The 15,499-nt window shown below is 69.6% G+C and carries 12 protein-coding genes; 7 read left to right on the top strand and 5 right to left on the bottom strand.

Annotated features, from left to right (window positions below; all coding sequences use genetic code 11):
• The first annotated feature begins 10 nt into the window (after positions 1 to 10).
• Together parC and ACW5E8_RS05165 are read left to right on the top strand one after the other, a co-directional pair.
• Positions 11 to 2,254, top strand: a complete 2,244-nt coding sequence (gene parC, locus ACW5E8_RS05170; RefSeq protein WP_456964405.1) for a DNA topoisomerase IV subunit A — start codon at positions 11 to 13, stop codon at positions 2,252 to 2,254.
• Positions 2,255 to 2,292: 38 nt separating this feature from the next.
• Complete coding sequence (locus tag ACW5E8_RS05165) at positions 2,293 to 4,668, top strand: penicillin acylase family protein (protein WP_456964404.1); 2,376 nt, start codon at positions 2,293 to 2,295, stop codon at positions 4,666 to 4,668.
• Positions 4,669 to 4,698: 30 nt separating this feature from the next.
• Here the strand turns inward: ACW5E8_RS05165 and dapE are convergent, their stop codons facing one another.
• Genes dapE through map form a run of 5 tightly spaced genes read right to left on the bottom strand, consistent with a single transcriptional unit; the run spans position 4,699 to position 10,800 of the window.
• Positions 4,699 to 5,829, bottom strand: a complete 1,131-nt coding sequence (dapE, locus tag ACW5E8_RS05160; RefSeq protein WP_456964403.1) for a succinyl-diaminopimelate desuccinylase — start codon at positions 5,827 to 5,829, stop codon at positions 4,699 to 4,701.
• Positions 5,826 to 6,188, bottom strand: coding sequence for a Spx/MgsR family RNA polymerase-binding regulatory protein (locus ACW5E8_RS05155; protein ID WP_456964402.1), 363 nt, complete (start codon positions 6,186 to 6,188; stop codon positions 5,826 to 5,828). Before ACW5E8_RS05155 ends, dapE begins: the two co-directional genes overlap by 4 nt.
• 16 nt (positions 6,189 to 6,204) lie before the next feature.
• A complete protein-coding gene (dapD, locus tag ACW5E8_RS05150) occupies positions 6,205 to 7,389 on the bottom strand; it encodes a 2,3,4,5-tetrahydropyridine-2,6-dicarboxylate N-succinyltransferase (protein WP_456964401.1) in 1,185 nt (394 codons plus the stop codon).
• Positions 7,386 to 10,022, bottom strand: coding sequence for a [protein-PII] uridylyltransferase (glnD, locus tag ACW5E8_RS05145; RefSeq protein ID WP_456964400.1), 2,637 nt, complete (start codon positions 10,020 to 10,022; stop codon positions 7,386 to 7,388). The genes dapD and glnD overlap by 4 nt, the downstream gene beginning before the upstream one ends.
• 1 nt (position 10,023) lies before the next feature.
• Positions 10,024 to 10,800 carry a type I methionyl aminopeptidase gene (gene map / locus ACW5E8_RS05140; protein ID WP_456964399.1) on the bottom strand — a complete coding sequence of 259 codons (777 nt, stop codon included), beginning with the start codon at positions 10,798 to 10,800 and terminating at the stop codon, positions 10,024 to 10,026.
• Between the two features lie 313 nt (positions 10,801 to 11,113).
• On the opposite strand from map, the gene rpsB reads away from it, so the two are divergent.
• The 5 genes from rpsB to frr all read left to right on the top strand — a co-directional run bounded on the left by rpsB (position 11,114) and on the right by frr (position 15,493).
• Positions 11,114 to 11,995, top strand: coding sequence for a 30S ribosomal protein S2 (rpsB, locus tag ACW5E8_RS05135; protein WP_456964398.1), 882 nt, complete (start codon positions 11,114 to 11,116; stop codon positions 11,993 to 11,995).
• Between the two features lie 40 nt (positions 11,996 to 12,035).
• Positions 12,036 to 12,905 (top strand): translation elongation factor Ts, encoded by an 870-nt coding sequence (tsf, locus tag ACW5E8_RS05130; protein ID WP_456964397.1) that lies wholly within the window; start codon positions 12,036 to 12,038, stop codon positions 12,903 to 12,905.
• Between the two features lie 116 nt (positions 12,906 to 13,021).
• Complete coding sequence (gene pyrH, locus ACW5E8_RS05125; RefSeq protein ID WP_456964396.1) at positions 13,022 to 13,744, top strand: UMP kinase; 723 nt, start codon at positions 13,022 to 13,024, stop codon at positions 13,742 to 13,744.
• Between the two features lie 171 nt (positions 13,745 to 13,915).
• Complete coding sequence (locus ACW5E8_RS05120; RefSeq protein WP_456964395.1) at positions 13,916 to 14,863, top strand: cation diffusion facilitator family transporter; 948 nt, start codon at positions 13,916 to 13,918, stop codon at positions 14,861 to 14,863.
• 72 nt (positions 14,864 to 14,935) lie between these two features.
• Positions 14,936 to 15,493 (top strand): ribosome recycling factor, encoded by a 558-nt coding sequence (gene frr, locus ACW5E8_RS05115; protein ID WP_456964394.1) that lies wholly within the window; start codon positions 14,936 to 14,938, stop codon positions 15,491 to 15,493.
• Positions 15,494 to 15,499: the final 6 nt, after the last annotated feature.

Raw genomic sequence — 15,499 nt, 5'->3', positions numbered from 1 at the left:
AGCAGTCCCGATGAACGATCCGATCCGCCCCGTCTTCCACGGTTTCGAACAGATTCCCCTGCGTGAGTACGCCGAGCGCGCCTACCTCGACTACTCGATGTACGTGGTGCTCGACCGCGCCCTGCCCTTCATCGGCGACGGGCTCAAGCCCGTGCAGCGGCGGATCGTCTATGCGATGAGCGAGCTGGGGCTCCAGGCCTCGGCCAAGCCCAAGAAATCCGCGCGCACGGTCGGCGACGTGATCGGCAAGTTCCACCCGCATGGCGACAGCGCCTGCTACGAGGCCCTGGTGCTGATGGCCCAGCCCTTCAGCTACCGCTATCCGCTGATCGAAGGCCAGGGCAACTTCGGCTCGCCGGACGATCCCAAGTCCTTCGCGGCCATGCGCTACACCGAGTCGAAGCTGACGCCGATCGCCGAGGTGCTGCTGGGCGAGCTGGCCCACGGCACAGTGGACTGGACGCCCAACTTCGACGGCACGCTCGAGGAACCGACCTGGCTGCCGGCGCGCCTGCCGCACCTGCTGCTCAACGGCACCACCGGCATCGCCGTGGGCATGGCCACCGACGTGCCGCCGCACAACCTCAACGAGATCGTCAGCGCCTGCGTGCGCTTGCTTGACGACCCCGAGGCCACGGTGGCGGATCTTTGCGAGCACGTGCGCGGGCCGGACTATCCCACCGAAGCCGAGATCATCACGTCCGTCGCCGACCTGCGCGCGATCTACGAAACCGGCCACGGCAGCGTGCGCGCGCGCGCCACCTTCCAGAAGGAAGGCCAGAACATCGTCGTCAATGCGCTGCCCTACCAGGTGTCGCCGTCGAAGGTGATCGAGCAGATCGCCGCGCAGATGCGCGCCAAGAAGCTGCCCTGGCTGGAAGACATCCGCGACGAGTCCGACCATGCCAATCCGGTGCGCGTGGTGCTGATCCCGCGCTCCAACCGCATCGACGTGGACCAGCTGATGGGCCACCTGTTCGCGACCACGGATCTCGAGAAGAGCTTCCGGGTCAACCTCAACATCATCGGGCTGGACGGCCGGCCGCAGGTCAAGAACCTGCGCACGCTGCTACTGGAATGGCTCACCTTCCGCGCCGACACGGTCACCCGCCGCCTGCAGCACCGGCTGGACAAGGTCGAGCGCCGCCTGCACCTGCTCGAAGGCCTGCTGGTCGCCTTCCTCAACCTGGACGAAGTGATCCGCATCATCCGCACCGAGGACGAGCCGAAGGCCGTGCTGCAGGCGCGCTTCGCGCTCAGTGACGACCAGGTCGACTACATCCTCGAGACCCGCCTGCGCCAGCTCGCGCGGCTCGAGGAGATGAAGATCCGCGGCGAGCAGGAAGAGCTCGCCACCGAGCGCGACCACCTGATCGCCACGCTGGGCAGCAAGGCGAAGCTGCGCAAGATGGTCAAGGACGAGCTGCTGGCGGACGCAAAGAAATTCGGCGACGCCCGCCGCTCGCCGCTGGTCGCCCGCGGCGCCGCCCAGGCGCTGGCCGAAACCGATCTCGTCGCGGCCGAGCCGGTCACCATCGTGCTCAGCCAGAAGGGCTGGGTGCGCGCGGCCAAGGGCCATGACGTCGACGCCTCCACGATGTCCTACCGCGACGGCGATGGCCTGCTGGCCGCGGTGCGCGGACGCAGCACGCAGCAGGTGGCCTTCCTCGACTCCACCGGCCGCGCCTATTCAACGCTCGCGCACGGGCTGCCCTCGGCGCGCGGCAACGGCGAGCCCCTTACCGGGCGCTTCTCTCCGGGGGCCGGTGCGACCTTCGTCGCGATGGCCACGGGTGATGCCGAGGCGCGCTTCGCGCTGGCGAGCTCGGCCGGCTACGGCTTCGTGACCCGCTTCGACAATCTGGTCGGCCGGCAAAAGGCAGGCAAGTCGATGCTCACCTTGCCCGAGGGCGCGCGCGTGCTGCAGCCCTCCGTGGTGTCGAGCATGGACAGCGACCGCATCGTTGCCGTGACCAGCGCTGGCCACCTGCTCGCGTTCCCGGTCTCCGAACTGCCCGAGCTCGACCGTGGCAAGGGCAACAAGGTCATCGAGATCCCGAAGGCCAAGCGCGGCACCGAGCGCGTGGTTGCCGTGGCCTCGGTCCCCGACGGCGGCAGCCTGTTGGTGCAGTCCGGCGCGCGCACGATGACGCTGTCCTGGCGCGACCTGGAGGCTTACATTGGTGCCCGCGGCAGCCGCGGTGGCCTGCTGCCGCGCGGCTGGCAAAAGGTGGATACGCTACTTGTCGAATAAGGCCGCCTGAGCGCGGCTCCCTGGGGGTAGGGTTGCCAATGCTTCGATGGACCTTGCGCATCACCGCGCTGCTGGTGGTGCTGGCGCTGCTGGCCTGCCTGGCTGCCTGGTGGGCCCTCCGCGGTAGCCTGCCGCTGCTCGATGGCCGCGTGGACGTGGCCGGGCTCTCCACCAAGGCCACGGTCACCCGCGATGCGCTGGGCGTGGCCACCATCGACGCCGCGAACGAGTCCGACGCCATGCGTGCGCTGGGCTACGTGCACGCGCAGGAACGCTGGTTCGAAATGGACCTGATGCGGCGTTCGCCCGCGGGTGAGCTAGCCGCGCTGTTCGGCTCCGCGGCCGTGGACATCGACCGCAGCCACCGCGTGCACAGGATGCGCTCGCGTGCACGGGCGACCGTCGAGGCCGCCCCGGCCGACCAGCGCAGGCTCCTCGATGCCTATGCCGAAGGCGTGAATGCCGGACGCGATGCGCTGCGCGTGCGGCCCTGGCCCTACCTGCTGCTGCGCACGACGCCAGAACCCTGGACACCGGAGGATTCGGTACTGGTCGGCCTGGCTATGTACTTCGACCTCCAGGACGGCAGCAACGCCCGCGAACTCGCGCTGTGGAGAGCGCGCCCCCACCTGCCGGCAGCGCTGTTCGAACTGCTCACCCACGCCGGCTCGAGCTGGGATGCGCCGCTGGTGGGGGTGGAGATCGGCGACGCCGTCCTTCCGGGACCGGACCTTGTCGACCTGCGCACGCTGCCCTCACCTGCGCTGGACTCAGCGATTGCGGCCATCGAGCCGGAGACGGTCGGGAGCAACAACTTCGCGGTCGCCGGCACGCTGACCGCGCACGGATCGGCCCTGGTCGCCAACGACATGCACCTGGGCCTGCGCGCGCCGGGCATCTGGTACCGCGCGCGCCTGCGCCATGCCGACGAGCGCGCCGCGAACGGGCGGGTGGACGTCTCCGGCTTCACCCTGCCCGGACTGCCGGCGGTGATCGTGGGCAGCAACGGCCGCGTGGCCTGGGGCTTCACCAACAGCTATGGCGACTACCTTGACTGGGCGCTGGAGCGTCCCTGCACCGGGGGTGCCGACGGGGGCGATGCTGCCGGGGCCTGCGTGCGCCTGGTGCGCCATCGCGAGGTCATCGAGGTTGCCGGGGGCAAACCGGTCATCCTCGAGGTCGAGGAATCCGACTGGGGTCCGGTGCTCCACCGCAGCGACGATGGCCACGTGCTCAGCCTGAGATGGACGGCACACCTGCCCGGTGCGATCAACCTTGGCCTGGCGGGTTTTGCCCGCGCGCCTGATGTCGAGCAGGCGCTGCTGATGGCGCGCACGGTGGCCCTGCCCAGCCAGAACCTGGTGGTTGGCGATGCCAGCGGACGCATCGCGTGGCGGTTGCTCGGCCCGGTTCCGCTGCGCGGCGCAGGCTGCGATCCGGTCCAGCCGGTCGCCACCACGGGTCCGGACGCTTGCGCGCCATGGGCGATGAGCACGCGCCAGGGCCCGACCATCGCCTCCCCCACCGCCGACCGCATCTGGACCGCGAACGCCCGGGTGGTGGACGGCGCGGCGCTCGGACTCATTGGCGATGGCGGCTATGCGCTGGGCATCCGCGGCGCGCAGATCCGCGACACGCTGCGCGCTGGCGAACGCTTCGACGAACGCGATCTGCTGGCCATCCAGCTCGACGACCGTGCGGTGCTGCTGGAACGCTGGCATGCGCTCCTGCTGGAACGTGCCCGGGAGCAACAAGCGCCTGCCCTGCTTGCCCTGGCCGGCGCCGCCGCGGACTGGAGCGGCCACGCCTCCACGGACTCCACCGGCTATCGGTTGGCACGCGCGTGGCGCACGGCCGTCAACGAGCGCATCGCCAGGGGATTGCTTGCGCCGGCGCAGGTCGCGCTGGGCGATGACTTCGTGATGCCCGCGCTGTCGCAGCTCGAGGGCGTGGCCTGGCCGATGGTGACCGCGCAGCCCGCGCATCTGCTGCCTCGCCGCTTTGCGTCCTGGGACGCGCTGTTCGAAGACGCGGCAGTGGACGTCCGCGACGCGCTTGCACCACTGGGGCCGCTGGCGGAGCGCAGCTGGGGCGAAGCCAACACCGCACGCATCTGCCACCCGTTGGCGGGCGCGCTGCCGTCCTTCCTGCGTGGACAGCTGTGCATGGCTGCCGACCCCCTGCCCGGGGATGGCCTCGTGCCGCGCGTGCAGGCGCCGTCGATGGGCGCGTCGCAGCGCATGGTGGTGGCGCCGGGTCGCGAGGCCGAGGGCATCATCCACCAGCCCGGCGGCCAGAGCGGACATCCGCTGTCGCCGTTCTGGGGCGCAGGGCACGACGACTGGGTGCAGGGGCGCGCCTCGCCGTTCCTGCCTGGCGAGGCCGTGCACGCGCTGGTGCTGGAGGCGCGCTGAAGGAGACTGCTTTCGGCTCGCCCGCGCTTCTCAGTCGCCGAGCAGGCGCCGGATCAGCGAGAGATACAGACCGGGCAGCGCGTCCAGGTCGGCGACGGACACATGTTCGTCGACCTTGTGGATGCTGGCGTTGACCGGGCCGACCTCGATGCACTGCGCACCCAGCGGTGCGATGAAGCGGGCATCGGATGTGCCGCCCCCGGTGCTTTCCTCCGGCGCCGTGCCGGCGACATCGGCCAGCACCTCGCGCGCCGCGGCGCGGAGCGGACCCTCCGGCGTGAAGAACGGTTCGCCGCTGCGGTGCCAGCGCAGCTCGAAGTCCAGGCCATGGCGCGTGAGCACGGCCTCGATCTCGGCTTCCAGCCGCGGCGCGTCCCAGTGCGGGTTGTAGCGCAGGTTGAAGTCCACGCGCAGCCCGCCCGGAATGACGTTGCTGGCGCCGGTGCCGGCGCTGATGTTGCTGACCTGGAAGCTGGTCGACGGGAAGGTGTCATAGCCTTCGTCCCAGCGCCGCGCAGTCAGTTCGCCCAGTGCGGGCAAGGCCTGGTGCACGGGATTGCGCGCCTTTTCCGGATAGGCCACGTGGCCCTGCACGCCGCGCACGGTCAGCGCGGCCGACAGCGAGCCGCGGCGACCGACGCGGAGCAGGTCACCCAGCTTATGCGTGGAGGAGGGTTCGCCGGTGATGCACCAGTCGATGCGCTGCCCGCGACGGCGGAATTCATCGGCCACGCGGCGCACGCCGTCGATGGCGTCGCCTTCCTCGTCGGAGGTCAGCAGCAGCGCCACGGTGCCGGGATGGTCCGGATGCGCTGCCACGAACTGCGCCAGCGCCACCACGAACGCGGCCACGCTGCCCTTCATGTCCGCCGCGCCGCGCCCGTAAAGCAGGCCATCGCGGATTTCCGGGATGAAGGGGTCGCTGGCCCAGGCTTCGCGCGGGCCGGGAGGCACGACGTCGGTGTGGCCCAGCAGCACCAGCACCGGCCCGCCTTCGCCGTGCGTCGCCCACAGGTTGTCGACCGCGCCGAAGCGCAGGTGCTCGCAGGCGAAGCCGGCGCGGCGCAGGCGTGCGGCGAGCAGCGCTTGGCAGCCGGCGTCGTCGGGCGTGACCGATGGCCGCGCGATCAGCTCGCGGGCCAGGGCAAGCACCTCGCTCACCCGCCGATCCCGAAGCGCTTCTTGAAGCCGTTGTCACTGAAGCCCTGGCTCATGGCGCCGTCAGCGGTCACCACCACCGGCCGGCGCACGAGCTGCGGGTACTCGCGCAGCAGCAGGCTCCACTCGGCGTCGGAGCCGGCGGCCTTGCGCTGGTCAGGCAGCTGGCGCCAGGTGGTGGACGACTTGTTGACGAGCGCCTCGAAGCCACCGGCCTGCCGCGCCCACTCCGCGAAGGTGCCCGGCTCCGGCGTGTCCTTGCGGTAGTCGATGAAGTCGTGCGCGACGCCGAACCGGTCCAGCCACTTGCGTGCCTTGCGGCAGGTGTCGCAGTTGTCGAGTCCATGAAGCGTAGTAGTCATTGCATGCCTCCCCGCATCAGAGCGCGTGCCCGCGCAGCAGCTCGTTGACCGAGGTCTTGGAGCGCGTCCTCGCATCGACCTGCTTGACGATCACCGCGCAGTACAGCGAATGCGAGCCGTCGGCGGCCGGCAGCGAACCCGCCACCACCACGCTGCCCGGCGGCACCACGCCATAGCTGGTTTCGCCGGTCATGCGGTTGTGGATGCGCGTGGACTGGCCCAGGAACACCCCCATGCCGATCACGCTGTGGTGGCCGACGATGACGCCTTCCACCACCTCCGAGCGCGCGCCGATGAAGCAGTGGTCCTCGATGATCGTCGGCGCGGCCTGCAGCGGCTCGAGCACGCCGCCGATGCCGGCGCCACCGGAGATGTGGCAGTGCTTGCCGACCTGCGCGCAGGACCCGACCGTGGCCCAGGTGTCGACCATCGTGCCGGCGCCGATGTACGCGCCGATGTTGACGAAGGACGGCATCAGCACCACGTCGCGGCCGACATGGGCGCCGCGGCGTGCGATCGCGCCAGGCAGCACGCGCGCACCCAGCTTGCGGAACGCGGCTTCGTCGAAATCGGCGAAGCGCATGGGGATCTTGTCCCAGTACGGCGCCGGGTACTGTTCGCCCGTCTCCATCTCCTGCACGCGGAAGTACAGCAGCACGGCCTTCTTCAGCCATTCGTTGACCTTCCAGCCCCCGGCGCCGTCGGGCTCGGCCACGCGCAGGCGGCCTTCCTCGAGGCCCTCGATCGCCTGGTCGACCAGCATCCGCGTCGACCCTTCGATCTCTTCGGGCGTCAGCATCGAGCGGCGTTCCCAGGCGCTGTGGATCATGAAGGCCAGTTCGTCGTCGGGGCCGTTCGAAGGGACCGATGCCGGGAGCGTCTCCCCGGCCTGCAGTGAATGCTTCGCCTCCGGAGCCCCGGGCACGATCTGCTTCGCCGCGGCCTTTTTTGCGGCGGGCTTCGTGGTGGCTACCTTCGTGGCAGCGACCTTCTTCACGGCGGTCTTCCTGATGCCTGGCTTCGTCGCGGCGGACTTCTTCGCGGCAAGCTTCTTGACGACGACCTTCTTCGCGGCAACCTTCGTGGCGGCGCCCTCCGCGGTGACAGCCTTCTTGCCGGGGGCCTTCTTCGCGGCCCCCTTCGAGGCCACGACCTTCTTCGCCGCCGCCTTCTTTGCGGCGGACTTCTTCCCGGTACTCATCTGCGTCCTTCTCCGTCGATCCTTGCCAGCAAGGCGTCGCGCAAGCCCGCGCACGCCGCCTCGCCGAGCGGTTGTTTGTCATCTCCGGTCACCCGGAACACGTCTTCGGCGCGCGCGCCGAAGGTCGCGATGCGTGCGTCGTGCACGCGCAACCCCTGGCTGCGCAACACGTGCGCGACGTCGGCCAGCAGTCCCGGCCGGTCGGTACTGACCAGGCTCAGGATCGTGGCCGCGCCGTCGCCGCTGGTCGTGAACTCCACGTCCGGGACGATCCGGAAATGGCGCAGGTGCCGCGGCTGCGTGCGCTGCGCCGGGCGGACCCGGTCCAGCGGACCGGCCAGCACCGCGGCAAGCTTGCGCGCCACCGCCTGCGGATCACAATCGGCGCGGGTGTCGTCGGGCATCACCTGGAAGCTGTCGAACACCATGCCGCCCGGGCCATCCAGTACGCGCGCCTGCTGGATCGCCAGTCCAAGACGGTCCAGCGTGACCACGATCGCCGCGAACAGGCCGTCGCGGTCGGCGCCGTGCACGAACACTTCCATCGCCTGGCTGCCGGCGGCCACCAGCCGCGCCTTGACCACCGTGCGCGCGGGGTCTCCCCCTTCGGCCTCGTGCAGCGCCCCGGCCTGCCACGCGATCTGCTCGGCACGCGCGCGCAGGAAGCTGTGCGGGGGAAAGCGGTCGAGCAGCGCGCGGGCACTGGCGGCATCGATGCCCTGCCCCGCGAGCAGAAGCGCCGCCGCATCGCGGGTTTCGGCGATACGCTCGGTCGCGGCCACCGGATGCTCGAGCCCGCGACGCAGCGCCAGGCGGGTTGCGTTGCGGAGGTCGGCCAGCAGGCGATCCTTCCATGCGTTCCACAGCTTGGGCGACGTGCCTGCGATGTCGGCGCAGGTCAGCAGGTAGAGATAGTCCAGGCGTTCGCGGTCCGCGATTTCACTGGCGAAGCGGTGGATCACGGCCGGGTCCGCGATGTCCTGCTTCTGCGCGGTCACCGACATGAAGAGGTGGCGCAGCACCAACCACTCCACCAGCGCGGTGTCGGCCTCGCCGAGTCCGTGCGCCTCGCAGAACGCGCGCGCATCCACTGCGCCGAGTTCGGAATGGTCGCCACCGCGTCCCTTGGCGATGTCGTGGAACAGGCCGGCCAGTAGCAACAACTCGGGCTTGCGCAGTCCCTGCCACACCTCGTGCGCCCGTGAAAAGCGCTCGTCGGGCTCGCCGGTGGCAAAGGACGCGAGGTTGCGCAGCACCGCCAGCGTGTGCTGGTCGACGGTATAGACATGGAACAGATCGAACTGCATCCGTCCCGAGACCTGCGCGAACGCCGGGATCCAGCGTCCGAGCACGCCCAGCCGAGCCATACGCTCCAGGCCGCGCACCGGAGAGGGCCCGCGCAGCAGTCCGAGGAACGCGGCCCGCTGCGCTTCGGTGGCCGCGCTGTACGAGGGCAACGCATCGAGGGCCTCCGCCAGCGCGCGTGCGGTATGCGTGTGCAGGCCGCGCAGTTCACCCAGCCCGGCCCAGGCCGCGAACAGCGCGAACACCTCGCCGACGTCCCCATGGGGCCAGCCGTGATCGCGCGCGGCGAGGTAACCGCGACGGAGTTCGAAACGTTCGTCCACCGGCTCCGGCACGGCCGCGCCGTCGAAATGCTCCTCGAAGCGCTGCTGCAGGCGGTCGCCGATCCGGCGCACCACCGCGGCGCTGCGGTAGAAGCCCTGCATCATCTGCTCGACGCCGAGGTTGCGCGCGTCATCGGCGAAGCCCAGGCGCGCGGCCAGCGGCTTCTGGTGGTCGAAGCGCAGGCGCTCCTCCGCACGGCCCGCCACCAGGTGCAGGCCATAGCGCAGCCGGCCCAGCGCCCGGTGTTCGCGGTCAAGCGCGGCGGCTTCGTCGGCGCCGACGTGGCCGAGCGCGACCAGCGGCTCCATTTGGTGGGTGCCGAAAGCGCGGCGCGCCATCCAGCCCAGGGTCTGCAGGTCGCGCAGGCCGCCCGGCCCGTCCTTGAGGTTCGGTTCCAGGTTGTCGGAGGTGTCGCCAAAGCGGGCGTGGCGGCGTTCCTGCTCCTGCGCCTTGGCCACGAAGAAGTCGCGCGCCGGCCAGGCCCGGTCGGGTGCGATCGCCCGCGCCAGCGCCGCGCCCGCGCGCTTGCCGGCCGCAATCGGCCGGGCATCGAGCAGCGCGGTCATGACGGTCAGGTCCTCTGCCGCGGCCTCCGTGCACTGCTCCGCGCTGCGCACCGAATGGCTGGCCGGCAGGCCGCAATCCCAGAGCAGCGCGAACAGCCGCGCCAGCGCGGCCCCGGCGGCGGCGTCGGGCGCATCGTCGGCGAGCACCAGGAGGTCGATGTCGGACTGCGGGAAGAGCTCGCCGCGGCCATAGCCGCCGACGGCAAACAGCGCCAGGCCGGTGCCATCCTCGATGCAGCGCGCCCATGCGCCGGCGACCGCCGCGTCCACCGCGGCCGCGCGCTCGGCCGCGAGCCGGATGGCATCGGCGCCGGCGTCGAAACGCGCGGCAAACGCGGTATCCGCCGCCGCCAGGGCGTCGCGGGCGGCCTGTGCCCAGGCCGCGTCTCCGGCATCGTCCCCGCGGCCGGGCGCGTCGGAAGGCGCGGCCGCGTCCACGTCAGAAGTCGTTGTCGTCGCCGGGCAGACGCGTAAGGATGTCCACGCCGTCCGCGGTCACTGCGACCATGTGTTCCCACTGCGCCGAAAGCTTGCGGTCCTTGGTGACCACGGTCCAGCCGTCGGGCAGCAGCCGGGTATGGCGCGCGCCTTCGTTGATCATCGGCTCGATGGTGAAGGTCATGCCTTCTTCAAGGACCAGGCCCTCGCCCGGGCGCCCGTAGTGCAGCACCTGCGGCTCCTCGTGGTAGACGAGCCCGATGCCGTGGCCGCAGTACTCGCGCACGACGCTGAAGCGCTCGGCCTCGGCGTAGCTCTGGATCGCATGGCCGACATCGCCCAGGGTCGCGCCCGGCTTCACCGCGCGGATGCCGCGGAACATCGCCTCGCGCGTCACCTCGACCAGGCGCCTGGCCATCACCGACGGCGTGCCGACGAAGTACATGCGGCTGGTATCGCCGTGCCAGCCGTCCTTGATGACGGTGACGTCGATATTGATGATGTCGCCATCCTTCAGCACCTTGGCCTCGTTCGGGATGCCATGGCAGATGACGTTGTTGACCGAGATGCAGGTGGCCTTGGGATAGCCCCTGTAGCCGACGTTGGCCGGCGTGGCCTGCTGCACGTTGACGATGTGCTCGTGGCAGATGCGGTCGAGTTCCTCGGTGGTCACGCCCGGCACCACGTGCGGGGCCACCATCTGCAGGACCTCGGCGGCCAGGTGGCCGGCGACGCGCATCTTCTCGATCTGGTCTTGGGTTTTGGGTGTGATGGTCATCGGGCCATTATCGCCGATCCTGGCTCCGCCTGGTCCGCTCCTTGCCCCTGGGCGGCTCCCGGGCTAGAATTCGCCGGTTCCCCAGCCGGATTCCGGCCAGGACCGCCCACGACGGGCGTCACTGTCGAATACACACCTGCCGCAACAGCCCGTCCCGGGGTGTCCAGCAAGGCAGGGGCCGAAAGCCCCGCCACGCCGGATTCGGAGACGGAAGCAGCAGGGAGGCCCAACCCCGGAATCCATCGCCTGCCCCCGCGCAGGCAAGCCGCCCCTACCCTTCCGGCGGCCGGGTTCCACACCAGGAGTCACATCAATGTCCCAGGTCACCATGCGCCAGATGCTGGAAGCCGGCGTCCACTTCGGCCACCAGACGCGCTACTGGAATCCCAAGATGTCGCCGTACATCTTCGGCGCCCGCGGCAAGATCCACATCATCAACCTTGAAAAGACCGTCCCGCTGTTCTCGGACGCGATGAACTTCATCTCCGGCATCGCCCAGAAGCGCGGCATGATCCTATTCGTCGGCACCAAGCGCAGCGCGCGCGACGCGATCAAGGAAGAGGCCGAGCGTTGCGGCATGCCGTACATGACCCAGCGCTGGCTCGGCGGCACGCTGACCAACTTCCGCACCGTGAAGGGTTCGGTGTCGCGCCTGAAGACGCTTGAAGCCGGCGAGACCGACGGCAGCTTCGAGAAGCTCGTCAAGCACGAAGTGCTGGGCCTGCGCCGCGAGCGCGACAAGCTGCTGGCTTCGCTGGGCGGCATCAAGGAAATGAACCGCCTGCCCGACGCACTGTTCGTGATCGACATCGGCCATGAAGACATCGCCATCAAGGAAGCCAAGAAGCTCGGCATCCCGGTAATCGCGGTGGTCGACACCAACTACGACCCCAACCTGGTCGACTACGCCATCCCCGGCAACGACGACGCCATCCGCGCCGTGCAGCTGTATGCCCGCGCCGCCGCCGACGCCGTGCTCGAGGGCAAGGCCGCCGCGCCGAGCGCCGCGACCGTGCGCGAGGAAGAGTTCGCCGACGGCGCCGACGGCGACAAGCCGCGCCGCGGCCCGGCCCGCAAAAAGGCCGATGCCAAGCCTGAAGCCGCGGACGCCAAGCCCGCCGAAGCCAAGGCCGAAGCCAGCGCCGACGCGAAGCCCGAGGCCGTTGTCGACGCGAAGCCCGAAGCCGCCGAGTAATCCTCCGGCACACGCATCCCCACATCTTCTAGAGGTAGCAATGGAAATCACCGCTTCCATGGTCAAGGAACTGCGCGAGCGCACCGGCGCCGGCATGATGGAGTGCAAGAAGGCGCTCACCGAGGCCGGCGGCAACATCGACGCCGCCGCCGAGGCGCTGCGCAAGTCGGGCCTGGCCAAGGCCGACAAGAAGGCCGATCGCGTCACCGCCGAAGGTCGCGTCGCGTTCGCCCAGCAGGGCAACCGCGCCGCCATCGTCGAGATCAACTCCGAGACCGACTTCGTCGCCAAGGACGAGAACTTCCTGGCCTTCTGCGAAACCGTGGCCAACGCCGCGGTGGCCGTTGACGACGTCGAGGCCCTGAAGGCCGCGACCGTCGGTGGCCAGACGGTCGAAGAGGCGCGCGCCGCGCTGATCGCCAAGGTCGGCGAGAACGTGCAGGTCCGCCGCATGGTCGCGATCGAAAGCGGCGACACCGTCGCCGGCTACGTCCACGGCGGCCGCATCGGCGTGCTGATCGAGCTCAAGGGGGGCGACGCCGATCTCGCCCGCGGCCTGGCCATGCACGTGGCGGCGATGAACCCGCCCTACAACAAGGCGGCTGATGTACCGGCCGACTTCGTTGCCAAGGAAAAGGAAATCGAGCTGGCGAAGATGTCCGAGAAGGACAAGGCCAAGCCGGCCGACATCCTCGAGAAGATCATCGGCGGCAAGATCGCCAAGATCGTCAACGAGGTCACCCTGTACGGCCAGCCCTACGTGCTCGACACCGACAAGAACGTCGAGCAGGTACTGAAGGCCGCCGGCGCCGAGGTCCTGCGCTTCGAGCGCCTGGCCGTCGGCGAGGGCATCGAGAAGGTGGTGGAAGACTACGCCGCCGAAGTGATGAAGCAGGCCGGCCTGGCCTGATGACGGTAGCCGCGACGACCGTCGCGGCCACCTGAAACAACACGAAGGGCCGCGGAGCAATCCGCGGCCCTTCGCTTTCCGCTAGAATTCCACGCGTTTCCGCCGGAGTCACCACCATGTCGCAACTCGCCTATCGCCGCGTCCTGCTCAAGCTGTCCGGCGAAGCACTGATGGGCGACGAGGACTACGGCATCGACCCCAAGGTGATCCACCGCCTGGCCGCCGAGATCATCGAGGCGCAGGCCGCTGGCGCCGAGATCGCGCTGGTGATCGGGGGCGGCAACATCTTCCGCGGCGCGGGACTGGCCGCGGGCGGAATGGACCGCGTCACCGGCGACCAGATGGGCATGCTGGCCACGGTGATCAACGCGCTGGCGATGCAGGACGCGCTGGAAAAGCTCGGCGCAAAAGTGCGCGTGATGAGTGCGATCAAGATCAACGACGTGTGCGAGGACTACATCCGTCGCAGGGCGATCCGGCATCTCGAAAAAGGCCGCCTCACCATCTTCGCCGCCGGCACCGGCAATCCGTTCTTCACCACCGACTCCGGCGCCGCCCTGCGCGCGATCGAGATCGGCGCCGACCTGCTGCTCAAGGCCACCAAGGTCGACGGCGTCTACGACTCGGACCCGAAGAAGAATCCAGACGCCACCCGCTTCGAACGCCTGACCTACGACGAGGTCATCGGCCGCAACCTGCAGGTGATGGACACCGCCGCCTTCGCGCTGTGCCGCGACAGCGACATGCCGTTGCGCATCTTCGACATGGAACATCCCGGCCAGCTGCTGCGCATCCTGCAGGGTGAACCCATCGGCACCCTGGTCCAGGGCCGCAGCTGAGCCGCAGCACTGCTCTTGTGGGAGCCGCCATAGCGGCGATGGCGGGAGCCACCCTTGTGGGAGCTGGCCGATCCGCTCTTGTTGGAGCCGCTATAGCGGCTCCCACAGGGTCTTCGTGGCGGGGCAGGCACTGCAATAGTGTCCGGCCGACCCGCATGGCAGCCTCTGCACATGCACGCGCACCACGGCAAGCACGATCATCACAGCCACGACCATGGCCACGGCCACCCTCCCGTGCCGGCCGCCGGCAACGCCACGCGCACCTTCGCCATCATCACCCTGGTCAACCTCGGGTACACGGTGCTCGAGGCGACCTACGGTTTCATGATCAATTCGCTGGCCCTGCTGTCCGACGCCCTGCACAACCTCGGCGACGTGCTCGGCCTGGCGATGGCCTGGGGGGCGGCCGTCATCGCGCAGTGGCCGCCCACGGAACGCCACACCTACGGCTGGCGCCGCGCCACCCTGCTCTCGCCGCTGGCCAACGCGGTATTGCTGGTCGGGCTTTCGGGCGCCCTGGCCTGGGAGGCCCTGCGGCGGATGGGCGCGCCGCCCGAGGTCCCCGGCATGACCGTCATCGTGGTCGCCTCGATCGGGATCGCCGTCAACCTCGGGACCGCGCTGATGGTCCGCGGCGGCGGCCACGGCCACGCCCACGACCTCAACCGCCGTGGCGCCTACCTCCACCTGATGGCCGACGCCGGAATTTCCCTGGCCACGGTGGTGGCGGGCGCGGGCATGCTGGCCTGGGGTTGGGCCTGGCTCGATCCGGTGACCGCACTGCTGGTCGGCGTGGTGGTGGCGGTGGGCGCGACCAGCCTGCTGCGCGACAGTTTCAACGCGGCGATGGATGCGGTGCCTCCGGGCATCGATACCGCCGAGGTCCGCGACTTCATCGCCGGACAGCCGGGCGTGGCCTCGGTCCACCACCTGCACATCTGGTCGCTGGGGGCCGGCAACGTGGCGATGACGGCCCACCTGGTGCGGCCTGGTGGCGATGACGACGACGCCTTCATGCATGCCACCGGTGAAGCCCTGCAGGCGAAGTTCGGCATCAACCACGCCACGCTGCAGGTGGAGCGCGGCAGCGACGCCTGCAGCGGCCACGCGCACGACTAGCGGTCCGGGGACGCCTCGCCGCGGGCCGGCTTCGCCTATAATCCGGCGATTGCGAACAGGAACCGGCAGCCGATGCTCAACGAGATCAAGAAGGACACGCAGGCACGCATGGCCAAGAGCGTGGAGTCGCTGCGCCACGACCTGACCAAGGTCCGGACCGGCCGCGCATCCACCGCGCTGGTCGACCACCTCAAGGTCAACTACTACGGCTCCGACATGCCCCTGACCCAGGTGGCATCGGTGACCGTCAGCGATGCGCGCACGCTTACCATCACGCCATGGGAAAAGCCCATGGTCGCCGCGGTCGAGAAGGCGATCCTCGCCTCCGACCTCGGCCTGACGCCCAACACCTCGGGCACCACCATCCGCATCAACCTGCCGTCGCTCACCGAAGAGCGCCGCCGCGAGCTGAGCAAGCTGGTCCATTCCGAAGGCGAGTCGGCGAAGGTCGCGATCCGGAACATCCGCCGCGACGCCAACCAGCAGGCCAAGGATCTGCTGAAGGACAAGGCGATCAGCGAGGACGACGAGCGCCGCTTCGAAGGCGAGGTGCAGAAGCTCACCGACGATGCCATCAAGGACGTCGACGAGGTGGTCAAGGCCAAGGAGCAGGAGCTGATGGCGGTCTGATGGCGT

Source organism: Luteimonas sp. A649, assembly GCF_054072735.1.
This window is presented reverse-complemented; position numbering and strand designations above follow the sequence as displayed.